This is a genomic window from Xanthomonas sp. AM6, from assembly GCF_025665335.1.
GTDB lineage: Bacteria > Pseudomonadota > Gammaproteobacteria > Xanthomonadales > Xanthomonadaceae > Xanthomonas_A.
Genome location: NZ_CP106869.1, coordinates 2,113,612 through 2,134,422 on the forward strand (window position 1 = coordinate 2,113,612; position 20,811 = coordinate 2,134,422).

Genomic DNA, 20,811 nt, shown 5'->3' on the forward strand with positions numbered 1-20,811 from the left:
TGGACATTCGCATGAACGCTACTCAAAAAATCGCACTCGTCACCGGTGCCACCCGCGGCATCGGCCTGCACACCGTGCGCCAGCTGGCCGAGGCCGGCGTGCACACGCTGCTGGCCGGCCGCGATTCCACCCGCGCCAGCGCCGCCGCCCTGGAACTGCAGGGCGAAGGCTTGCCGGTGGAAGCGCTGACCCTGGACGTCACCGACGATGCCAGCATCGCCGCCGCGGTGGCGGCGGTGCAGGCGCGCCACGGCCGGCTCGACATCCTGGTCAACAACGCCGGCATCATCGTCGACGACATGAAGCTGGCGGTCTCGCAGCAGAGCCTGCAGACCTGGCGCAAGACCTTCGACACCAACGTGTTCGGCCTGATCGCGGTGACCCAGGCGTTCCTGCCGCTGCTGCGCGCCGCGCCGGCCGCGCGCATCGTCAACGTGTCCAGCCTGCTCGGCTCGGTGACGCTGCACAGCCAGCCCGGCTCGCCGATCTACGACTTCAAGGTGCCGGCCTACAACGTGTCCAAGAGCGCGGTGAACGCGTGGACCGTGCAGCTGGCCTACGAACTGCGCGACACCCCGATCAAGGTCAATACCATCCACCCCGGCTACGTGAAGACCGACATGAACGCGGGCGAGGGCGAACTGCAAGTGGCCGACGGCGCGCGCAGCAGCGTGATGATGGCGCTGCTCGACGCCGACGGCCCGACCGGCAGCTACACCCACGTCGGCCAGGTGCTGCCATGGTGATCCGTCCCGCGATCGGCGCGCTGGCGCTGGCGCTGCTCAGCGCCTGCGCCAGCGTCGGCCCCAACTACCGCGCGCCCGAACAGGCGCCGGTGACGCTGCAGGGCGCGGCGGCGCCGGTGTTCGCGACCACCTCGCCGGTGGCGTCGTGGTGGGCGCAGTTCGACGACCCGGTGCTGGAACAGCTGGTGCACGAGAGCCTGGTCGCCAACCTCGACCTGCGCATCGCCCTGTCGCGCGTGCACCAGGCGCGCGCCGCCTTCGCCGAACGGCGCCTGGACCAGGCGCCGCACGTCACCGCCGGCGGCGACTACACGCGCAGCAAGGCGCCGGACCCGAACGCCGGCGGCGCGCGCGTGCTGACCGAAAGCTACAGCCTGGGCTTCGATGCCGGTTGGGAGCTGGACCTGTTCGGTCGCCAGCGCCGCGCCAGCGAGGCCGCGCGGGCCGACCTGGAAGCCGAGCAGGCGGGCATGGCCGATGCCCAGGTGACCGTGGCCGCGGAAGTGGCGCGCAACTACTTCGAGCTGCGCGGCGCGCAGAAGCGCATCGCGGTGGCGCGCACCACGCTGGACAATCTGCGCGACACCCAGCGCCTGACCGAGACCCGCCTGCAACTGGGCGCCGGCAGCGAGCTGGACGTGCAGAGCAGCCAGGCGCGGCTGAAGGCGATCGAGGCCGACATCCCGTTGCTGGAAGTCAGCGAAGCGCAGGCCCGGCATCGCCTGGCGGTGCTGCTGGGGCGCACTCCCGGCGCGCTCGACGAGCTGCTGGCGCCGCGCCCGACGCCGGCCTACGCCCGCGCGTTGCCGCTGGGCGATACCACCCAGCTGCTGCGCCGGCGTCCCGACGTGCGCATCGCCGAGCGCCGGCTGGCGGCGGCGACGGCGCGGGTCGGCGTGGCCACCGCCGACCTGTTCCCGCGGATCAGCCTCAGCGGCTTCGTCGGCTTCCTGTCCGGCGATGCCGGCTCGCTGCTGCAGGGCAGCAGCAAGGCCTGGTCGCTGACGCCCTCGATCAGCTGGGCGGCGTTCGACTTCGGCACCGTGCGGGCGCGGCTGCGCGCCAGCGAAGCGCAGGCCGACGGCGCTGCCGCCGACTACGAGAAGGCGGTGCTCGGCGCGCTGGAAGACACCGAGAACGCCTTGACCGCCTACGCCAAGCAGCAGGCGCGGCTGGCGATCGTCGTCGAGCAGGCGCAGGCGGCGCGGCGCGCCGCCGCGCTGGCGGAGATCAGCTATCGCGAGGGCTCGGTGGATTTCCTGACCCTGCTCGACACCCAGCGCACCCAGCTGGCCGCCGACGATGCCCTGGCCGATGCCGAGGCGTCGGTGAACGTCGGCGTGGTGCGGGTGTACAAGGCGCTGGGCGGCTGGGGCCAGGACGCGGTGCTGCCGCAGGACGTGGCGTTGGCGACGCCGCCGGCGCCGGTGTCGCGCTAACCGGCGGAGCCGTGGGCGCTCGCCAGGCTGGTGGCAGCCTGCGCGAGCGGCCATGGTCGCGGCGGGAGTGGCGGGAAGACCTGACGCGCCTGGATGGCTGGCCAGGAGGCGTGGGCGCTGCGGTTGGTTACCGCAGAGTCTGCGCGCCGCGTTCCCGATCCTGGTGAATCCTGGCGCTGATGCTGGAGCGTCAGGCGACGATGCAGAACGAGTAGCGGCGGCCGTGCGCGAGGAAGGCGCACGCCACATCACCCATGCAAGCGGGCGCCAACGCGTCTCACGCGCGTAGCAGCGCGCAATGGCGCCGCTGGCGCGTACGTCTGCCTTGCGCGGCCGCTCACTCCTGGGCCAGATCGTCGGCGATCACGTAGGTGTCGCGGCCGCCGTTCTTGGCCTGGTACAGCGCCGCGTCGGCGCGCGAGAACCAGTCCTGCCAATGGACCTCGTCGCACAGCATGGCTGCGCCGAGGGAAACGGTGATGTCGCCGCCGGGGCCGCGCAGCGCCTCGCGCGTGACCTGGTGCAGGCGCTTGCTGAAGGCCGCAAGCTCGCTGCGCGACTGCAGCCGCGCCACCACCACGAATTCCTCGCCGCCGAAGCGGAACACCTCGTCCGGCGGACGCACCTCGAAGCGCAGCAGCGCGGCCAGTTCGGCCAGCGTGCGGTCGCCGGCCGCGTGCCCGTAGAGATCGTTGACCACCTTGAAATGGTCGATGTCGAGCACGACCAGCCCGTGCCGGCGCGCCCTGCGGCGCGGATCGGCCACGCGCTGCGTCAGGCTGCGTTCCAGCATGCGCCGGTTCGGCAGCCCGGTCAGCGCGTCGTGCGAGGCCATCTGCTCCAGTTGCTGGCGGTCGCCCTCCAGGTGCAGCGACAGCAGGTAGCCCAGGCCGGTGATCAACAGCGACACCGCCAGCAGCGAGAACGCGTGCTCGGCGCTGGGCAGCGTGCCCGGAGTGACCAGCATGATCACGATCAAGGTGGCGTTGCAGGCCAGCCCGATGCTGCGCGCGACCACGGCGAAGTTGCTCATCATCGCCAGGTACAGCCATGGCACCGCGGCGTTGTGCAGGACATGGCAGGCCAGCGCGCTGCCCAGCAGCCAGCTCAGGCTGAGCAGGGCGTCCATGCGGTCGTCGCCACGGCGCAGCGCCAGCCAGGTGGCCACCGCCGCCAGGCTGGCCAGCACGGCGCCGGCCGCCGCTGTCCATGGCTGGCCCTGCAGCCATTGATAGGCCCCGAACAGCAGCAGCAGCGCGGCGGTGGCCGGCCCGAGGATCTTGATGATGCCGAGCCGGAAGTGACGACGCATCGAGGTGCTCATGGCCCGGCGGCGCGTGCGGCAGCGCCCGGAAGCGGGCAGCGGCAGGCGGCTGCCACGGTCCGGCGGTCGTGGTTGAGCGTGGCCATTGGACGGCGGACGCGACGGACGCGGGCGCTATGGCGCTCCGGTGCCGACCAGTTGCAGGCCCTTGGGTTTGAGGGCGATGTCGCCGTCCTCGCCCTGCGCGGCATAGCCTTCCCGCACCGCCCAGTTCGCCTCTTCCTCGCTGACGGGCTTGGTGTCATGGATGTCCTGCAGGATGCGCAGTTGTTCGCTGGTCAGTTGCATGGCACACCATGGTCGGCAATCGAGGGCAATACCGTACAGGCAGTGCGTGATGGGCATGTCGGCGCTGCGGCCGGCGGACGTGCGCCGGTCCTGCGGCGCCCGTCGCCGTCCGCCGCGTGACGCCGTTCGGACACGCCGCGAGGACATGGTCGTAACGCCTCCCGACCCATCGTGCGTCACCAGCTGTGCGGCCGAGGATCACTCTCAGGGCTGCTTCAAGGGTGCAGGCATCCGCGGCTGGACCATCCCACTTCCTACGCATCCGCAGCCGCCCTTCGGGCTGGCGCAGACCGGTTGCCCGATCCGCTTGCATTTGCCTGTGCCGCTGCGCAGCCACGCGCGCACCGTCCCAACAGTGCGCCCGTATCGCGGGGCCGAACTTGCTTTCCGCATGGCGGGGCACAGACAACGCACAAACAAAAAGGGCCGGATTTTCCTGGATGTCCAGAACAATCCGACCCTTGGTGTACGTCCGCGAACCGCTGCGGACGTTCAGATGGTGGAGGTGGGCGGAATCGAACCGCCGTCCGAAGGCACTCCATCCCCGGCACTACATGCTTAGCTCATCGTTGGATCTCGCCCTGGGACAGCACGATGTGCGAAGCGCATCCCGGGACCAGCCTGCTTCATTTAGCCAATGGCTGACAGGCAGCCACCACCGGCGATTCCGTGATAATGACCCTACGTCGCGAGCACGGACACAAGCGATTTCGGGGCTAGGCCTTAAGCGGCCAGTGCGTAGTTGTCGTCGTTGGCAACTATAAGTTTGCGGCTGGATTTACGAGGAAAGCTGCCCCCTCGGCATGCGCCAAGCGATTTTGCAACCCCCGTCGAAACCAGTGCACCCCCGGGGAAAACGTAAAACGCTGACCAGCACAGTGTAGGGATCGGGGAGGGCAGTCACAAGCCTTGCGACAAAGGCGGCTTAAGCTGGCTTCACTCGGCGCAACGGCTACCGGCGCGCCGGCGGATCTCCCTCAGGCATGGAGCATCGCAATGGCGACCAGGCAACAGCGTGCGCGCGACGGCGGGCGCGACCGGAAGCGGACGGCGGCCGCACCGACCCCGGCCGCGAATCCCGCGAACGCGGTTCCGCCAGCCGACGGCGCGCCGCCGCCGCGCGGCGCTGCGGCAAAGAAGGCTGTGCCGCAAACCACGGCACCGAAGAAGGCCGTGGCGCCACGAGCTCGGGCCAAGGCCGCGGGGCAGGCCGCCGATGGACCTGGCGGACGGGTGCGGCCCGGGGCGGCGAACGCATCGGCCGCGCCAAAGTCCGCGGCAGGCAAGTCCAGGGTGGTCAAGACGGCCACGGCGGTCAAGGCGACCAAGGCGAAGGCGAGCAAGACGGCCAAGGCGGCAGCCGACGCCACCTCGAGCGCGCAGTCCGTTCCCCGAGGCGGAGCCGCCACGCCTGCTGCGGCACCCGCGCATACGCCCCGGCCCAAGGCCACCGGCGAAGGTTCGCTGGCGCAGGGGCGGGCGCGGACGGTCGTCTACATCCACGGCATCGGCAACAAGCCGCCGGCCGAGGTGCTGCGCTGCCAGTGGGATCGCGCCCTGTTCGGTCGCGAAATGGGCGAACGCACGCGCATGGCGTACTGGGTCAGCCGCGAGCGCTATCCGTCGCCGGAGCCGGGCAGCTGCCAGGACCAGGACCGCGGCCCGGCGCTGAACCAGGCCGAGCAGCGCGTGCTCGGTGCGCTGGGCGTGGTCCCGCAGCTGGCCGACCTGCGCCTGCTGGCCGAGACGCTGGCCGGCAGCGACGCCGAGCGCACCTTCCTGCAGCAGGTGCTGGACCAGGTGCAGGCGGGCGCGCCGGATGCCGCCGGCATGCACGCGCAAGGGCCGATCGACGTACTGAACCGGATGCTGCTGAAGCTGATCTCCGCGGCGCTGCTGCAGGACGTGCACGATTTCTTCTTCGTGCCGGCGCGGCGCGAGCAGATGCGCGAGAGCCTGCGCCAGCGCATGCGCGCCGGCGGCGGTCCGTTCGTGGTGGTCGCGCACAGCCAGGGCTCGCTGATCGCCTACGACGTGCTGCGCGAATTCCAGGCCGAGGGGTGCGAGGTGTCGTTGCTGCTGACGCTGGGCTCGCCGCTGGGCCTGCCGGTGGTGCGCAGCATGTTCAAGCAGTGGACCGGCACCGGGAAGCTGCCGTTCCCGGCCTGCGTGAAGCGCTGGGTCAACGTCGCCGAGCGCCGCGATCCGGTGGCGCTGGACGAGGACCTCAGCGACGACATCGCCGACGCGCAGGGGCGTTTCCACAACATCGCCGGCGCGCGGATCAATCCGGATTGGCAGCGCAACCCGCATTCCGGCTCCGGCTACCTGTCCATCGCCGAGGTCCGCGCCGAGGTGCGGCGCGCGGTCGGCGTGGGCTTCGACCAGCCGATCGCGCACCCGGTGCTGATCAAGGACCTGTCCGACCAGCTGGAGGCGCATGCGCCGGACTATCGCCACGAGGTGCTGATCGAACTGGACCGCCTGCCGGGCGCGCGCGAACCGGAGCAGCTGCGGCACGATCTGGTCGCCGCGTTGCGCGAGCTGACCCAGGCTTCCACCGGACTGGAGGGCGATGCGCTGGACGCGGCGATCGAACTGGAGGACACGCTGCAGCGCTACGTGTCGGCGCGGCTGACCCGCTACGAGATCGAGAGCCTGCGCGACCGCTACCGCAGCCTGAGCCTGAAACGGCTGTGGCGCGACGCCGGCAAGCGCGCGCTGATCTACCAGTCGCGCAGCACCGTGCAGGCCGATGCGGCGCAGGTGGCCTACCACGCGCTCGGCGCCGGCATCGGCTGGGCGGTGCTGGACAGCGGCATCGCCGCGGCGCACCCGCACTTCCGGCAGCCTGGCCTGGCCGAGACGGTGCTGGCGCAATGGGACTGCACCCAGCGCGGCCGCGCGCGCGCACTGCGCCCCGGCGACGGCGACGGCTTCACCGCCCTGGACCGCAACGGCCACGGCACCCACGTGGCCGGCATCATCGCCGGCCAATGCGAGGCGCCGCTGCCCGGCATGGCGCCGGCCACGCCGCTGCGCTTCGCCGGCATGGCGCCGCAGGCGCGGCTGTACGGACTGAAGGTGCTGGACGACGACGGCAACGGCCGCGACTCGTGGATCATCAAGGGCGTGCAGCAGGTCGCCGAGATCAACGAACGCGCCGGCGAGCTGGTCATCCACGGGGTCAACCTGAGCCTGGGCGGCTACTTCGATGCGGAAAGCTACGGCTGCGGCTTCACCCCGCTGTGCAACGAACTGCGCCGGCTGTGGCGGCAGGGCGTGGTGGTGGTGATCGCGGCCGGCAACGAGGGCCTGGCCTGGCTGATGCAGAACGACGGGGAGGCCTATCCGCTGAACCTGGACCTGAGCATCGGCGATCCGGCCAACCTGGAGGAGGCGCTGGCGGTAGGCTCGGTGCACAAGAGCAGCCCGCACAGCTACGGCGTGTCGTACTTCTCCTCGCGCGGCCCGACCGCCGATGGCCGGCACAAGCCGGACCTGGTGGCGCCGGGCGAGAAGATCGTCTCGGCCCACCATCGCTACGACGCCGACGATCCCAGCACCTGGATGGTGGAGATGAGCGGCACCAGCATGGCCGCCGCGCACGTGTCCGGGCTGATCGCCGCGTTCCTGTCGGTGCGCCGCGAGTTCATCGGCTTCCCGGATCGGGTCAAGCACCTGCTGCTGGCGCAGTGTCTGGACCTGCAGCGCGATCCCTACATGCAGGGCCGCGGTCTGCCGAGCCTGATGCGGATGCTGGGGGCGACGTGATGGAGCAGGGATTGGTGATTGGGGATCAGGGATTCGTAACGGCGGCGTCTGGCATGCCGCCTTTGCCAATCCCCAATCCCGCCATCCCCAATCACGCGTTCTTGTTGTGCCGCCGCATGATCCGCTGCTTGTCGCGGGCCCAGTCGCGGTCCTTGGCGGCGTCGCGCTTGTCGTGGTCCTGCTTGCCCTTGGCCAGCGCGATCTCGAGCTTGATCTTGTTCTTGCTCCAGTACATTGCGGTGGGCACCAGGGTGTAGCCGTCGCGCTCGACGCGGCCGATCAGCTTGTCGATCTCGCTCCGGTGCAGCAGCAGCTTGCGGGTGCGGCGGTCGTCGGCGACCACGTGGGTGGAGGCCTGGATCAGCGGGGTGAACTGCGCGCCGAACAGGAACAGCTCGCCCTGGCGCACGAACGCGTAGCTCTCGCCGATGTTGGCGCGGCCGGCGCGGATCGACTTGACCTCCCAGCCCTGCAGGGCCAGGCCGGCTTCGTAGCGGTCCTCCAGGTGGTATTCGTGGCGCGCACGCTTGTTCAACGCGATGGTCTTGTTGGCCGTCGCGCCGTTTGCTTTATCCTTGGCGGGTTTCTTGCTCATCTTGCTATTGTCTCCGATTCGGGGTCCTCCCGAACGTCTTGGTCTACTTCCCCGCACCGAATGCCTATCATCCGCCGCAGCGCCCTGGTCGAACACCCCGCAACGCGCATGTTCGACCTGGTCAATGATGTCGCCGCCTATCCGCGCCGCTTCGCCTGGTGCAATGCAGCGCATGTGCTCGAGCACAGCGACCAGGTCCTGGTGGCGCGGCTGGACCTGGGCCTGGGCTCGTTCCGCACCTGGTTCACCACCGAGAACCGGCTGCAGCGCCCCGACCGCATCGATATGCTGCTGCGCGACGGCCCGTTCAAGCGGCTGCAGGGCCAGTGGGAGTTCCAGGGCTTCAACGACCATGCCAGCAAGGTCAGCCTGATGCTGGACTTCGAACCGGCCTCGCGGCTGCTGGGGCCGGCGCTGGCGCTGGGCTTCCAGAGCCTGGCCGACCGCATGGTCAACGACTTCGTCCGCGTCGCCGACCGCGAAGACGCGTGAGCGGGGTGCGGGTCGAGGTGGTGCTGGCCTGGCCGGAGCGCTACCTCGCGCGCACCGTGCAGTTGCCCGAGGGTGCCACCGTCGCCGATGCCGTGGCCGCCGCCGGCCTGGCCGGGGCCACGCCGGACATGCCCTGCGCGGCGCACGGCAGCGTGGCCGCGCCGAGCCAGCCATTGCACGACGGCGACCGCGTGGAACTGCTCAGGCCGTTGCTGGCCGATCCGAAGGACGCCCGGCGGCGGCGCGCGAAACCGCGCTAGCGCCGTTGGGCGTATGCGCGCGCTTACTCGCCGCGGCGCTGCTTCTTCTTGTCCTTGGCCAGGTTGCGGCCGAACTGGCGCACGCTGTTCTTGGCCAGCTCCGAATCGCGGTCCGGGAAATAGTCGCCTTCCCAGCGGGTCACCGCGTCGTTCTCGAAGTAGACGACGAAATTCTTGATCTCGGTCTTGCCAAGGCGATCGACGCGCTCGGTGGATGTGTAGTCCCAGCGCTGGGCGTGGAACGGGTCCGGGATCGACGGCGTGCCGAGCAGTGCGCCGACCTGCTGCTTGCTTTGCCCGACCTTCAGCTGGTCGACGGCCCCCTGCTTGATCAGGTTGCCTTGATAAATGGGCTGCTTGTAGATGATGCCGCAGCCAGCGGTGGACAGGGCAACAACGGCGACCAGCAAGAGATTGCGCATCGGGGACAGTACTGAGGGAAATCGGGTCGATGATACACTTCCGACGACCGCCGCGACCCACCCCGAGGCAGCTGGCGCTAAACCAGCTATGAACGGAGACGCCATGGAATCCCACGATCTGCGCAAAGTCGGCCTGAAGGTCACGCATCCCCGGATGCGCATCCTGGAGCTGCTCGAGCAGAAGTCGGCGCGCCACCACATGACCGCCGAGGAGATCTACCGCCAGCTGCTCGACCATGGCGACGAGATCGGCCTGGCCACGGTGTACCGGGTCCTGACCCAGTTCGAGGCGGCCGGGCTGGTGCTCAAGCACAATTTCGAGGGCGGCCAGGCGGTGTACGAACTGGACCGCGGCGGCCACCACGACCACATGGTGGACGTGGACACCGGCAACGTCATCGAGTTCGAAAGCGCCGAGATCGAGGAACTGCAACGCAAGATCGCCGCCGATCACGGCTACGAGCTGGAGGAGCACTCGCTGGTGCTGTACGTGCGCAGCAAGCGCCCGGCGGGCAAGAAGGGCTGAGCGGTCGGCGCCCTTCGGGCGCGCATTGGCCTACTGGCACGGGGGCCGGGAGCGTCGCCGATCATGGCTCCGCGCGTCGCGACTGAAGTCGCTCCCACAGGGGGCGCTTGCGACGGGCAGGGCCGCTTCTCTGGGAGGGACTTCAGTCCCCACTGCTTCTGAAGCCAACTGGTTGGTGGCTCCGGGCGTGGCAGTTGAAACCGCTCCTACGGGCGCGCGCGGCGGGCCGACCGCGTGCATGTGGGAGGGGCTTCAGCCTCGATCCGACGCGATCCGAAGCCGGCTGGCTTCTCACATGTTGGCCCGAGGCCAACCAGAGTCGTTCCCCAAGGGCGCATGGCGGGCCGGCTGGAAGCGGGAACTGGGCCTGGGCCTGGGCCGGCGCCCGGCCGAATGGTCGGCCGAGGAGGTACCTGGCCCTGTGTTGTGGGAGGGACTTCAGTCCCGACTGTTTCCGAAGCCGGTCAGTTGCGTGGCTCCGTCGCGGTTGAAACCGCTCCTACGCGGGGCTTGCGGCCGGTTTGCTGGGTGCACTGTAGGAGGGGCTTCCGCCCCGACCCGCCCAGTTCAGAGCTGCCAGCCCCCACTGCTTCGCGCGGTCATCGCCCGGCCGACGAGGGCCTCACGGCGGCGTACCCAACTGCTGCCCGGCCCACGGGCAGGCGCCGCGGCACCTGGGAGCCCGGCGGCGGCGCACGGCCGAACCGAGCCCAGCCGCCGCCCCTCAGCTCACGCTCAGCAGCAGCCGCTTGGCCGCCGCGCGGGCTTCCTTGCTGACTTCGACTCCGCCCAGCATCCGCGCCAGTTCTTCCTCGCGCTGGCGCGGCGCCAGCAGTTCGACCGAACTCTGGGTCATGCCTTCGACCGGCGCCTTGCTGACCCGGTAGTGGGCATGGCCCTGCGCGGCGACCTGGGGCAGGTGGGTCACGCACAGCACCTGGCGCTGCTCGCCCAGGGCGCGCAGTTTCTTGCCGACGATGTCGGCGACCGCGCCGCCGATGCCCGAGTCCACCTCGTCGAACACCATGGTCGGCACCGCATCCAGGCCCAGCGCGGCGACCTCGATGGCCAGCGAGATGCGCGACAGCTCGCCGCCGGAGGCGACCTTGCGCAGCGCGCGCGGCGGCTGCCCGGCGTTGGCCGCGACCAGGAATTCGACGCGCTCGGCGCCAGCCGGGTCGGGGCGCTCGGCCTCGTGCGGCTCGAGCTGGATCAGGAAGCGCCCGCCGCCCATGCCCAGTTCGCCGATCAGCGCGGTGGTGTCGCGCGACAGCGCCTGCGCGCCACGCTGGCGGGTGCCGGTGAGCGCGGCCGCGGCGTCGCGCCAGGCCTGCGCGGCGCGGGCGATCTCCGCGTCCAGCACGTCCAGCCGTTCGCCGGCGCCGCGCAGGCCCTCGACCTCGGCCAGCAGCGCGTCGCGGTGTTCGCCCAGGGTGTCCGGGGTGACCCGGTGCTTGCGCGCCAGGTCGTGCAGCCGGCCCAGCTTGCGCTCCATGTCCTCGAACTGCGCCGGATCGGCGTCGAGGTCGTCGCGGACCCGGTCGACCAGCGCCAGCGCCTCTTCCAGCTGGATCGTGGCGCTGTCGATCAGCGCCTGGACCTCGCCCAGGCGCGGGTCGTATTCGCCGACCTTGCCCAGTTCGTGGCGGGTCTGCTGCAGCAGTTCCAGCACCGCCGGCGCGTCGTCGCCGTTGAGCCGCTGCGCCGCGCTTTCGCAGGCGCCGATCAGGGCCGCGGCATGCGCCTGGCGGCGATGGTTGGCGTCCAGCGCGGCGATCGCCGCCGGCTCCAGGTCCTCGCGCTGCAGTTCGGCCAGCTGGTGTTCGAGGAAGCCGATGCGGTCGGACACGTCGCCCTGCGCCATCAGCGCGTCGCGCTCGGCCAGCAGCGCCTGCCAGCGCGTGGCGGCGGCGCGCACCGCGGCGCGTTCGGCCTCGTTGCGGGCGTAGGCGTCGAGCAGGCCGAGCTGGCTGCCGCGCGACAGCAGCGCCTGGTGTTCGTGCTGGCCGTGGATCTCGACCAGGTGCCCGGCCAGCTCGGCCAGCTGCGACAGGGTCACCGGGCGCCCGTTGATCCAGGCGCGCGAGCCGCCATCGGCGCGGATCACCCGGCGCAGCTGGCATTGTTCGTCGTCGTCGAGCTCGTTCTCGCGCAGCCAGGCGCGCGCCGGGGCGGCCTCGGGCACGGCGAATTCGGCCGACAGCTCGGCGCGGTCGGCGCCGTGGCGGACCACGCCGCTGTCGGCGCGCAGCCCGGACAGGAAGCCGAGCGCATCCACCATCAGCGACTTGCCGGCGCCGGTTTCGCCGGAGACGACGGTCATGCCGGGGCCGAATTCCAGTTCGGTGCCGCGCACGACGGCGAAATCCTTGATCGAGAGATGTCTGAGCATGGGGGTCGCAAATCCAGGGCCGCGCAACGCTAGCATGCGCGGATAGGTGGGCCAATGACTTGCCAAGCCGGCATGCAGCCATTATCTAGTGTCCAGTCTCACGGATTGATTCCATGCGCGCCTCCCCGGTCCACTCCTCGCTCGACCCGCGTGCCCGGCAGCTGCTGCGCACGTTGATCTCGCGCTATATCCGCGACGGCGAACCGGTCGGCTCGCAGACCCTGGCCCGCCACGCCGGGCTGGACGTGAGCCCGGCGACGATCCGCAACATCCTCGCCGACCTGGAGGACGCCGGCCTGCTCAGCTCGCCGCATACCTCGGCCGGGCGCATTCCCACCGCCACCGGCTATCGGGTGTTCGTCGACAGCCTGGTGCAGATGCGTCCGCCGGGCGAGGGCGAGGTGGCGCGGCTGCGTGCGGAGATGAGCAGCGCCGCCGGCACCCAGGCGCTGCTCGGCAGCGCTTCGGAACTGCTGTCGGCGATGACCCATTTCGTCGGCGTGGTCAGCGCGCCCAAGCGCGAGCAGTTCGCGTTCCGGCACATCGACTTCGTGCCGCTGGACGCGCGCCGGGTGCTGGCGATCCTGGTGTTCGCCGACAACGAGGTGCAGAACCGGGTCATCGAGCCGCGCAAGGCCTACGAGCCGGCCGAGCTGGAGCGGGTGGCCAACTATCTGAACGCGCATTTCGCCGGGCGCGCGCTGGCCGACATCCGCGCCAGCCTGCTGCGCGAGCTGCGCCATGCCCGCGACGAGATGGAACTGCTGCTGGCGCACAGCGTGGAGCTGGCCGAGCAGGCGCTGGCCCCGGCCGGCGACGACATGGTGCTGGCCGGGCAGACCAAGCTGATGGGCGTGCAGGACCTGTCGGACCTGGAGCGGCTGCGCGAACTGTTCGAGATCTTCGCCAGCAAGCGCGAGATCCTGCAGCTGCTGGAGCGCACCATCCAGGCGCCGGGAGTCCGCATCTTCATCGGCGAGGAGACCGGGGTGGTGCCGCTGGAGAGCGTGTCGCTGGTCACCGCGCCGTACATGGCCGGCGGCCAGGTGCTGGGCGTGTTGGGGGTGATCGGCCCCAAGCGCATGGACTACGACCGGGTGATCCCGCTGGTGCAGACCGCCGCCGACGTGCTCGGTGCCGCGCTGGACCCCAATCCCCCGACAGAGCGCTAGCAGGCAAGGGCAGGGCGGCAAGCGGCCCCGCTCCGCGGGTTGACCGTTGCGTCGTCGCATCCGGCGCACATCTTTGATTGGACCAAACCCGGCTGCGGCCCCACCGCCTGCGCGCGCCCAGCCAAGCCCCAATCCCGATTCCCCGAGCCCGAACCCGCAACACAGCATCTTGAATCCGTCCCCGACGCCCACATAGGTGGTTCGGTAGGGCGGGTGCACCTCCCGCCAGGGAACCGGAAATGAACCAAGACCACCCCGAATTCGATTCTGAACGCCTGAGCGACGCGCAGCAGCCGGCGACCGATCCGCTGCAGGCGGAGCTGGAGACGCTGCGCAGCGAGCTGGCGCTGGTCAAGGCCGACGCGCTGCGCGAGCGCGCCGACCTGGAGAACCAGCGCAAGCGCATCGCCCGCGACGTCGAGCAGGCGCGCAAGTTCGCCAACGAGCGCCTGCTCGGCGACCTGCTGCCGGTGTTCGACAGCCTGGACGCCGGCCTGAGCGCCGCCGGCAGCGAGCCCAGCCCGCTGCGCGACGGTCTGGAACTGACCTACAAGCAACTGCTCAAGGTCGCCGCCGACAACGGCCTGACCCTGCTCGACCCGACCGGGCAGCCGTTCAACCCGGACCACCACCAGGCGATCAGCCAGGCCGAGGCCGACGGCGTCGCCCCGGGCCACGTGATCCAGGTGTTCCAGAAGGGCTACCTGCTCAACGACCGCCTGCTGCGCCCCGCGCTGGTGGTGGTCGCCAGGCACGAGTGAGGCGCGCCGCCGCGGCGCGCGCCTGAATCGGGCGCGATCCCGGCAGAACGCTAATTTGCGGTGATGGCTTGAATGACCTGCGGCCATCCCTATATCCGAACCAGACCCCGGCAGCGGCCGGACACCAGAATTTTTCAGGAGTCATTCCAATGGGCAAGATCATCGGCATCGACCTGGGCACGACCAACTCGTGCGTGGCGATCATGGACGGCGGCAAGGCCCGCGTCATCGAGAATTCCGAGGGCGACCGCACCACGCCTTCGATCGTCGCCTACACCAAGGACGGCGAAGTGCTGGTGGGCGCCTCGGCCAAGCGCCAGGCGGTCACCAACCCGAAGAACACCTTCTACGCGGTGAAGCGCCTGATCGGCCGCAAGTTCACCGACGCCGAAGTGCAGAAGGACATCGGCCTGGTGCCGTACGGCATCGTCCAGCACGACAACGGCGACGCCTGGGTGGCCACCGCCGACGGCCGCAAGCTGGCCTCGCAGGAGATCTCCGCGCAGGTGCTGGAGAAGATGAAGAAGACCGCCGAGGCGTTCCTGGGCGAGACCGTCACCGAGGCGGTCATCACCGTGCCGGCGTACTTCAACGACAGCCAGCGCCAGGCGACCAAGGACGCCGGCCGCATCGCCGGGCTGGACGTCAAGCGCATCATCAACGAGCCGACCGCCGCGGCGCTGGCCTACGGCCTGGACAAGGGCCAGGGCGGGGACCGCAAGATCGCGGTGTACGACCTGGGCGGCGGCACCTTCGACGTGTCGATCATCGAGATCGCCAACGTCGACGGCGAGAAGCAGTTCGAAGTGCTGGCCACCAACGGCGACACCTTCCTGGGCGGCGAAGACTTCGACAAGCGCGTCATCGACTACCTCGTGGACGAGTTCAACAAGGACCAGGGCATCGACCTGCGCAAGGATCCGCTGGCGCTGCAGCGCCTGAAGGACGCGGCCGAGCGCGCCAAGATCGAGCTGTCGTCCTCGCAGCAGACCGAGGTCAACCTGCCGTACGTCACCGCCGACGCGTCGGGCCCGAAGCACCTCAACATCAAGCTGACCCGGGCCAAGCTCGAGGCGCTGGTCGAGGACCTGGTCAAGCGCACCATCGAGCCGTGCCGCACCGCGCTCAACGACGCCGGCCTGCGCGCCAGCGACGTGACCGAGGTGATCCTGGTCGGCGGCCAGACCCGCATGCCGAAGGTGCAGCAGGCGGTGGCCGAGTTCTTCGGCAAGGAACCGCGCAAGGACGTCAACCCCGACGAGGCCGTGGCGCTGGGCGCCGCGATCCAGGGCGGCGTGCTGGCCGGCGACGTCAAGGACGTGCTGCTGCTCGACGTGACCCCGCTGAGCCTGGGCATCGAGACCCTGGGTGGCGTGTTCACCAAGATCATCGAGAAGAACACCACGATCCCGACCAAGGCCTCGCAGACTTTCTCCACCGCCGAGGACAACCAGTCCGCGGTGACCGTGCACGTGCTGCAGGGCGAGCGCGAGCAGGCCCGCTACAACAAGTCGCTGGCCAAGTTCGACCTGTCCGGCATCGAGCCGGCGCCGCGCGGCCTGCCGCAGGTGGAGGTGTCCTTCGACATCGACGCCAACGGCATCCTGCACGTGTCGGCCAAGGACAAGAAGACCAACAAGGAACAGAAGGTCGAGATCAAGGCCGGTTCCGGCCTGTCGGACGACGAGATCCAGCGGATGGTCGCCGACGCCGAAGCCAACCGCGAGGAGGACAAGAAGTTCCACGAGCTGGTGCAGGCGCGCAACCAGGCCGACGGCCTGATCCACGCCACCCGCAGCGCGATCACCGAGCACGGCAGCAAGGTCGGCGGCGACGTGATCGGCAAGGTCGAGTCGGCGCTGGCCGACCTGGAAACGGCGATGAAGGGCGACGACAAGGGCCAGATCGAGGCCAAGACCAAGGCGCTGGAAGAGGCCGGCCAGTCGCTGTACGCGGCGGCGGCCGCCGGCGAGCAGCAGCCGGGCGCCGCCCCGGGCGGCGCGCAGGCCGCCGGCGACGACGTGGTCGACGCCGAGTTCACCGAGGTCAAGGACGACAAGAAGTAACGCCGGGATTTGGGATTCGGGAATGGGGAGTCGGACGGCCTTGCCGGCCGGTTTTCCGCTCCCGATCCCTGTCCGTAGCGCTCGCAAAAGCGGACGAGTTAACGCTCTCCGCTTTTGCTTTGAACGAATCCCGCATCCCGAATCCCCAATCTCCGCCCTATGAGCAAACGCGACTACTACGAAGTGCTGGGCGTGGCCCGTACCGCCAGCGACGACGAGCTGAAGAAGGCCTATCGCCGCTGCGCGATGAAGTTCCACCCCGACCGCAATCCGGGCGACCACGCGGCCGAGGCGGCCTTCAAGGAGTGCAAGGAGGCCTACGAGGTCCTGTCCGACGGCAACAAGCGGCGCATGTACGACGCGCACGGGCACGCCGCGTTCGAGCACGGCATGGGCGGAATGGGCGGCGGCGGCCCCGGCGGCCCGGACATGGGCGACATCTTCGGCGACATCTTCGGCAACATCTTCGGCGGTGCCGGCGGCGGTGGCCGCGCGTCGCGTCGCGGTGCCGACATCGGCTACGTGCTGGAGCTGGACCTGGAAGAGGCGGTGGCCGGGATCGAACGGCGCATCGAGATCCCGACCCTGGGCGAATGCGAGCACTGCCACGGCAGCGGCTCGGAAGACGGCAAGGTCGAGACCTGCACGACGTGCCAGGGCCGCGGCCAGGTGCGCATCCAGCGCGGCATCTTCGCGATGCAGCAGAGCTGCCCGCACTGCGCCGGGCGCGGCCAGATCGTGCAGAACCCGTGCGGCACCTGCCACGGCGCCGGCCGCGTCGAGGAGACCAAGGTGCTGTCGGTGAAGATTCCGGCCGGCGTGGACAACGGCGACCGCATCCGCCTGTCCGGCGAGGGCGAGGCCGGTCCGGCCGGTACCCCGCCCGGCGACCTGTACGTGGAAGTGCGGGTGCGCGAGCATCCGATCTTCCAGCGCGACGGCGACGACCTGCACTGCGAGGTGCCGATCCGCATCTCCCAGGCCGCGCTCGGCGACACCGTGCGCGTGGCCACGCTCGGCGGCGAGGCGGAGATCCGCATCCCCGCCGAGACCCAGACCGGCAAGTTGTTCCGCCTGCGCGGCAAGGGCGTGCGTTCGGTGCGCAGCCGCAGCGAAGGCGACCTGTACTGCCGCGTGGTGGTGGAGACCCCGGTCAACCTCACCGCCGACCAGCGCAAGCTGCTGGAGCAGTTCGAGTCCACCTTCACCGGCGAGGACGCGCGCAAGCATTCGCCCAAGTCGGCGACCTTCATCGATGGGGTCAAGGGGTTCTGGGACCGGATGACGTCGTGAGGCCGGGATGCGGGATTGGGGATTGGGGATTCGTAACGGCGGATCCCTGGTGCCTGGTGGGGTCCGTGCTGGGCAAGGAGAGGCACGTGTGGGGCGCGATTCTGGCGCCGGGGCACGTGCCTTTTTAGTTGCTGGGATTTGGGATTGGGGATTGGGGATTCGTAATGGCGGATCCCTGGTGCCTGGTGGGTCTTTGTTGGCAGGGAGAGGCGCGTGTGGGGCGCGATTTGGCGCCGGGGCACGTGCCTTTTAGTTGCTGGGATTGGGGATTGGATTCGTAGCGGCGGATCCCTGGTGCCTGGTGGGTTCCGTGTTGGGAGGAGGAGGCACGTGCGGGACGCGATTCTGGCGTTGAGCACGTGCCTTTTTCAGTTGCGGGAATGTGGGATTGGGAGTTCGTTGGCGATCTTGCGTCCGCGAGTGCTCGTGTTGGCCAGGAAGGCAGGTGCGGGCGCGTCGGCATCTGCGGCTTCCCAGTGGCAGCTTGGACGTTCGCACCCTCGGTGGTTCGTTGCGCGGCGAAGCCCGACGGCATGTGCCGGTTGCCTGGGCCGTGGCGTGCCTGCGAGCCCGCGGTTCCGACGCCCAATCCCGAATCCCCAATCCCAGCCCTTAAACTACGGCGATGAATGCATCCGCCGAAAGCCACCTGATCCATGGCCGTCGCCAGCGCCCCGATGGGCCGGTGCCGGTCGATGTCATTTCCGTGCAGTCGCAACTGGTCTACGGCCATGCCGGCAACAGTGCGGCGATGCCGCCGATGCGCGCGTTGGGCCTGCGCGTGGCGGAGATCCCGACCACGCTGCTGAGCAATGCGCCGTTCTACGACACCTTGCGCGGCAAGGTGCTGCCGTCGGACTGGTTCGCCGACCTGCTGCTCGGCGCCAGCGAGCGCGGCCTGCCGCAGCGTGCGCGCATGCTGGTGTCCGGCTACTTCGGCAGCGTCGGCAACGGCGCCGCGTTCGCCGACTGGCTCGACGCCACGTTGCCGCAGTGCCCGACGCTGCGCTACTGCCTGGATCCGGTGATCGGCGATACGCACACCGGGCCGTACGTCGAACCTGGACTGGAAACGGTGTTCGCCGAACGCCTGCTGCCGCATGCGTGGCTGGTCACGCCGAACGCGTTCGAACTCGGGCGCCTGACCGGCATGCCGGCGCTGGCCCAGGACGACGCCATCGCCGCGGCGCAGGCCTTGCTGGCGCGCGGGCCGCAGTGGGTGCTGGCGCACAGCGTGAGCGGCGAGGCGGGGCAACTGGTGACGCTGGCGGTGAGCCGCGAGGCGACCTACCGCTGGCGCTCGCCGCTGTTGCCGGTGGACGTGGCCGGCACCGGCGACGTGCTGATGTCGCTGCTGGTCGCGTTCCTGCTGCGCGGCGATGCATTCGAACTGGCGATCGGCCGCGCCATCGCCGGCGTGCACGCGGCGCTGGAAGCGACCCTGGCCGCGGACTACGAGGAACTGGACGTGCTCGCCGCCGCACCCGCGGCGCTGGCCACGCCGCTGCGCTTCGCCGCCGAGCGCCTGGCGTGAGCCTGCATCCGGTCGTCGGCATCGTCGGCAGCGCCGGCGCCTACGGCCGCTGGCTGGGCCGGTTCTTCCGCGAGCGCATGCAGCTGGACGTGGTCGGCCACGACCCGGCCGATCCGCAGTCGCTGGATCCCGACGCGCTGCTGCAGCGCGCGCAGGTGCTGATCTTCTCCGCGCCGATCCGGCATACGCCGGCGCTGATCGGCGACTACGTGCGCCGCGCCGCCGGCCGCGAACGCGGGCAATTGTGGCTGGACGTGACCTCGGTCAAGCGCGAGCCGGTGGCGGCGATGCTGGCCTCGCAGGCGGAGGTGGCCGGGTTGCACCCGATGACCGCGCCGCCGAAATCGCCGACGTTGAAGGGCCGCGTGCTGGTGGTGTGCGAAGCGCGGCTGTCGCGCTGGCAGGCGTGGCTGCAGCAGCTGTGCGCGGCGCTGGAGGCCGAATGCGTGCGCACCACGCCCGACCACCACGACCGGGTGATGGCGCTGGTGCAGGCGATGGTGCATGCCAGCCACCTGGCCCAGGCCGGCGTGCTGCGCGAGCACGCGCCGACGCTGGGCCCGCTGGACGCGCTGCTGCCGTACCGCTCGGCCTCGTTCGAGCTGGATACCGCGATCATCGCGCGCATCCTGGCGCTGAATCCGGCCATCTACGAGGACATCCAGTTCGGCAATCCGCATGTCGGCGGCGTGCTCGACGGCCTGATCGCGCAGCTGTCGCGGCTGCGCGACCAGGTCGGCCGCGGCGACGACGCGGCGCGCGCGCAGTTCCGCGCCGATTTCCTCGACGCCAACCGCCACGCGCTGGGCGAGGCGACGATCGCGCACGGCAACTACAGCTACGAACGGGTCGGCTACCTGCTCGCCGACCTCACCGAGCAACTGACCCTCAGCGTCTACCTGCCGGAGGATCGCGCCGGCTCGCTGCGCGCCTTGCTGTACGTGTTCGAACGCCACGGCATCAGCCTGACCTCGATCCATTCCTCGCGCACGCCGGCGGGCGAACTGCATTTCCGCATCGGCTTCGATCCGACGACCGTGGCGCCCGCGCTGGACGCGGCGGCGGCGGAGATCGACGCCAGCGGCATCGGCCGGGTGTTGCCGCGCTAGTCAGCGGCTTGCGCGTGGACACGGCTTCAGCGAAGCCGGGCGTGGCGGCTGCTTCGACGATGTCGCTTCTGTAGGAGCGGCTTCAGCCGCGACCGGGCGTCACCGGTGACGCCCGGTCGCGGCTGAAGCCGCTCCTACAGGGAAGCGATCTGCCGCGATCAAACCACCACGGCACTTCATCCACAGGCGGTGTGGATGAAAGGCGCGCAAACATGTGGATAAGTGCCTGCGCGCCTTGCGAGGCGGGCGTGTCAAGAGGCGTGGTCAATAATTGACCATGTGCGCGGCGGGTGTGCTGAGCGGCAGAGCGACGCAAGGCGTCGCTGTCCTTCTGCGCGGCATCGCGCGTGCGATCTCAGACCGCGGTCAGCGTCAGCTCGCCGCCGGTGGTGGTGAACTGCTGTCCGCGGCGGATCAGCTTGCGTCCGTCGGCCAGTTCGTAGCGCAGCGCCGGCGTGGCGTGCGCGTCCTGCTGGGCCTGCTGCTGGTGCTGCGCTTCGTCCTGGAACTCGGTGATCAGATAGGCCTCGCCGTCGGGGCCGAGGGCGGGCAGTTGGCGAAAGGACATGGCGTGTCTCCTGTCGAATGCGTTTCATCGCGCTGGCGCCGCTGCGCGCG

At 70.0% G+C, this 20,811-nt stretch carries 18 protein-coding genes and 1 other RNA gene; 12 read left to right on the forward strand and 7 right to left on the reverse strand.

Going from position 1 to position 20,811, the window contains the following annotated elements:
• Positions 1-11 precede the first annotated feature (11 nt).
• Both OCJ37_RS08815 and OCJ37_RS08820 read left to right on the forward strand, forming a co-directional pair.
• Positions 12-746, forward strand: coding sequence for an SDR family oxidoreductase (locus OCJ37_RS08815; protein WP_263113272.1), 735 nt, complete (start codon positions 12-14; stop codon positions 744-746).
• Complete coding sequence (locus OCJ37_RS08820; protein WP_263113273.1) at positions 740-2,185, forward strand: efflux transporter outer membrane subunit; 1,446 nt, start codon at positions 740-742, stop codon at positions 2,183-2,185. Before OCJ37_RS08815 ends, OCJ37_RS08820 begins: the two co-directional genes overlap by 7 nt.
• 337 nt (positions 2,186-2,522) lie before the next feature.
• Here OCJ37_RS08820 and OCJ37_RS08825 read toward each other — a convergent pair whose 3' ends face one another.
• The 3 genes from OCJ37_RS08825 to ssrA all read right to left on the reverse strand — a co-directional run bounded on the left by OCJ37_RS08825 (position 2,523) and on the right by ssrA (position 4,646).
• Positions 2,523-3,497 (reverse strand): GGDEF domain-containing protein, encoded by a 975-nt coding sequence (locus OCJ37_RS08825; RefSeq protein ID WP_263113274.1) that lies wholly within the window; start codon positions 3,495-3,497, stop codon positions 2,523-2,525.
• Positions 3,498-3,623: 126 nt separating this feature from the next.
• Entirely contained in the window at positions 3,624-3,854 is a 231-nt protein-coding gene (locus OCJ37_RS08830) for a hypothetical protein (RefSeq protein WP_263113768.1), read from the reverse strand.
• Positions 3,855-4,294: 440 nt separating this feature from the next.
• Positions 4,295-4,646: a transfer-messenger RNA gene (gene ssrA / locus OCJ37_RS08835) on the reverse strand.
• 615 nt (positions 4,647-5,261) lie between these two features.
• Between ssrA and OCJ37_RS08840 the strand changes: the two genes are divergently transcribed.
• Positions 5,262-7,571 carry a S8 family peptidase gene (locus OCJ37_RS08840; RefSeq protein WP_317633230.1) on the forward strand — a complete coding sequence of 770 codons (2,310 nt, stop codon included), beginning with the start codon at positions 5,262-5,264 and terminating at the stop codon, positions 7,569-7,571.
• Positions 7,572-7,662: 91 nt separating this feature from the next.
• On the opposite strand, the gene smpB is transcribed toward OCJ37_RS08840, so the two are convergent.
• Positions 7,663-8,166 carry an SsrA-binding protein SmpB gene (smpB, locus tag OCJ37_RS08845; protein ID WP_003467984.1) on the reverse strand — a complete coding sequence of 168 codons (504 nt, stop codon included), beginning with the start codon at positions 8,164-8,166 and terminating at the stop codon, positions 7,663-7,665.
• Positions 8,167-8,226: 60 nt separating this feature from the next.
• On the opposite strand from smpB, the gene OCJ37_RS08850 reads away from it, so the two are divergent.
• Together OCJ37_RS08850 and OCJ37_RS08855 are read left to right on the forward strand one after the other, a co-directional pair.
• Positions 8,227-8,658, forward strand: coding sequence for a type II toxin-antitoxin system RatA family toxin (locus OCJ37_RS08850; protein WP_263113275.1), 432 nt, complete (start codon positions 8,227-8,229; stop codon positions 8,656-8,658).
• Positions 8,659-8,663: 5 nt separating this feature from the next.
• Positions 8,664-8,918, forward strand: coding sequence for an RnfH family protein (locus OCJ37_RS08855; protein WP_263113635.1), 255 nt, complete (start codon positions 8,664-8,666; stop codon positions 8,916-8,918).
• Positions 8,919-8,941: 23 nt separating this feature from the next.
• Here OCJ37_RS08855 and bamE read toward each other — a convergent pair whose 3' ends face one another.
• A complete protein-coding gene (bamE, locus tag OCJ37_RS08860; RefSeq protein WP_263113276.1) occupies positions 8,942-9,340 on the reverse strand; it encodes an outer membrane protein assembly factor BamE in 399 nt (132 codons plus the stop codon).
• A gap of 103 nt (positions 9,341-9,443) precedes the next feature.
• On the opposite strand from bamE, the gene fur reads away from it, so the two are divergent.
• Positions 9,444-9,866, forward strand: a complete 423-nt coding sequence (gene fur, locus OCJ37_RS08865; RefSeq protein ID WP_179565169.1) for a ferric iron uptake transcriptional regulator — start codon at positions 9,444-9,446, stop codon at positions 9,864-9,866.
• A 724-nt stretch (positions 9,867-10,590) separates the two neighbouring features.
• Here fur and recN read toward each other — a convergent pair.
• Positions 10,591-12,258, reverse strand: a complete 1,668-nt coding sequence (gene recN / locus OCJ37_RS08870; protein WP_263113277.1) for a DNA repair protein RecN — start codon at positions 12,256-12,258, stop codon at positions 10,591-10,593.
• Positions 12,259-12,371: 113 nt separating this feature from the next.
• Between recN and hrcA the strand changes: the two genes are divergently transcribed.
• The 6 genes from hrcA (at position 12,372) to OCJ37_RS08900 (ending at position 20,193) form a co-directional block, all read left to right on the forward strand.
• The gene (gene hrcA, locus OCJ37_RS08875) at positions 12,372-13,430 is read left to right on the forward strand and encodes a heat-inducible transcriptional repressor HrcA (RefSeq protein ID WP_263113278.1); all 1,059 of its coding nucleotides are present in this window, start codon (positions 12,372-12,374) and stop codon (positions 13,428-13,430) included.
• A gap of 239 nt (positions 13,431-13,669) precedes the next feature.
• Complete coding sequence (grpE, locus tag OCJ37_RS08880; RefSeq protein ID WP_263113279.1) at positions 13,670-14,191, forward strand: nucleotide exchange factor GrpE; 522 nt, start codon at positions 13,670-13,672, stop codon at positions 14,189-14,191.
• Between the two features lie 149 nt (positions 14,192-14,340).
• Entirely contained in the window at positions 14,341-16,257 is a 1,917-nt protein-coding gene (gene dnaK, locus OCJ37_RS08885) for a molecular chaperone DnaK (RefSeq protein WP_263113280.1), read from the forward strand.
• A 159-nt stretch (positions 16,258-16,416) separates the two neighbouring features.
• Entirely contained in the window at positions 16,417-17,550 is a 1,134-nt protein-coding gene (dnaJ, locus tag OCJ37_RS08890) for a molecular chaperone DnaJ (RefSeq protein ID WP_263113281.1), read from the forward strand.
• A gap of 625 nt (positions 17,551-18,175) precedes the next feature.
• Positions 18,176-19,084, forward strand: a complete 909-nt coding sequence (pdxY, locus tag OCJ37_RS08895; RefSeq protein ID WP_263113282.1) for a pyridoxal kinase — start codon at positions 18,176-18,178, stop codon at positions 19,082-19,084.
• The gene (locus OCJ37_RS08900) at positions 19,081-20,193 is read left to right on the forward strand and encodes a prephenate dehydrogenase (protein WP_263113283.1); all 1,113 of its coding nucleotides are present in this window, start codon (positions 19,081-19,083) and stop codon (positions 20,191-20,193) included. Before pdxY ends, OCJ37_RS08900 begins: the two co-directional genes overlap by 4 nt.
• A gap of 355 nt (positions 20,194-20,548) precedes the next feature.
• On the opposite strand, the gene OCJ37_RS08905 is transcribed toward OCJ37_RS08900, so the two are convergent.
• A complete protein-coding gene (locus OCJ37_RS08905; protein WP_263113284.1) occupies positions 20,549-20,761 on the reverse strand; it encodes a hypothetical protein in 213 nt (70 codons plus the stop codon).
• Positions 20,762-20,811 lie beyond the last annotated feature (50 nt).

What these genes read in the sequence shown, in the direction of transcription:
- OCJ37_RS08815 (WP_263113272.1), top strand. Translation starts at nt 12, where the DNA reads ATGAACGCTACTCAAAAAATCGCACTCGTCACCGGTGCCACCCGCGGC.
- OCJ37_RS08820 (WP_263113273.1), top strand. Translation starts at nt 740, where the DNA reads ATGGTGATCCGTCCCGCGATCGGCGCGCTGGCGCTGGCGCTGCTCAGC.
- OCJ37_RS08825 (WP_263113274.1), bottom strand. Translation starts at nt 3,497, where the DNA reads ATGCGTCGTCACTTCCGGCTCGGCATCATCAAGATCCTCGGGCCGGCC.
- OCJ37_RS08830 (WP_263113768.1), bottom strand. Translation starts at nt 3,854, where the DNA reads ATGCCCATCACGCACTGCCTGTACGGTATTGCCCTCGATTGCCGACCA.
- smpB (WP_003467984.1), bottom strand. Translation starts at nt 8,166, where the DNA reads ATGAGCAAGAAACCCGCCAAGGATAAAGCAAACGGCGCGACGGCCAAC.
- OCJ37_RS08850 (WP_263113275.1), top strand. Translation starts at nt 8,227, where the DNA reads ATGCCTATCATCCGCCGCAGCGCCCTGGTCGAACACCCCGCAACGCGC.
- bamE (WP_263113276.1), bottom strand. Translation starts at nt 9,340, where the DNA reads ATGCGCAATCTCTTGCTGGTCGCCGTTGTTGCCCTGTCCACCGCTGGC.
- fur (WP_179565169.1), top strand. Translation starts at nt 9,444, where the DNA reads ATGGAATCCCACGATCTGCGCAAAGTCGGCCTGAAGGTCACGCATCCC.
- recN (WP_263113277.1), bottom strand. Translation starts at nt 12,258, where the DNA reads ATGCTCAGACATCTCTCGATCAAGGATTTCGCCGTCGTGCGCGGCACC.
- hrcA (WP_263113278.1), top strand. Translation starts at nt 12,372, where the DNA reads ATGCGCGCCTCCCCGGTCCACTCCTCGCTCGACCCGCGTGCCCGGCAG.
- grpE (WP_263113279.1), top strand. Translation starts at nt 13,670, where the DNA reads ATGAACCAAGACCACCCCGAATTCGATTCTGAACGCCTGAGCGACGCG.
- dnaK (WP_263113280.1), top strand. Translation starts at nt 14,341, where the DNA reads ATGGGCAAGATCATCGGCATCGACCTGGGCACGACCAACTCGTGCGTG.
- dnaJ (WP_263113281.1), top strand. Translation starts at nt 16,417, where the DNA reads ATGAGCAAACGCGACTACTACGAAGTGCTGGGCGTGGCCCGTACCGCC.
- pdxY (WP_263113282.1), top strand. Translation starts at nt 18,176, where the DNA reads ATGAATGCATCCGCCGAAAGCCACCTGATCCATGGCCGTCGCCAGCGC.
- OCJ37_RS08905 (WP_263113284.1), bottom strand. Translation starts at nt 20,761, where the DNA reads ATGTCCTTTCGCCAACTGCCCGCCCTCGGCCCCGACGGCGAGGCCTAT.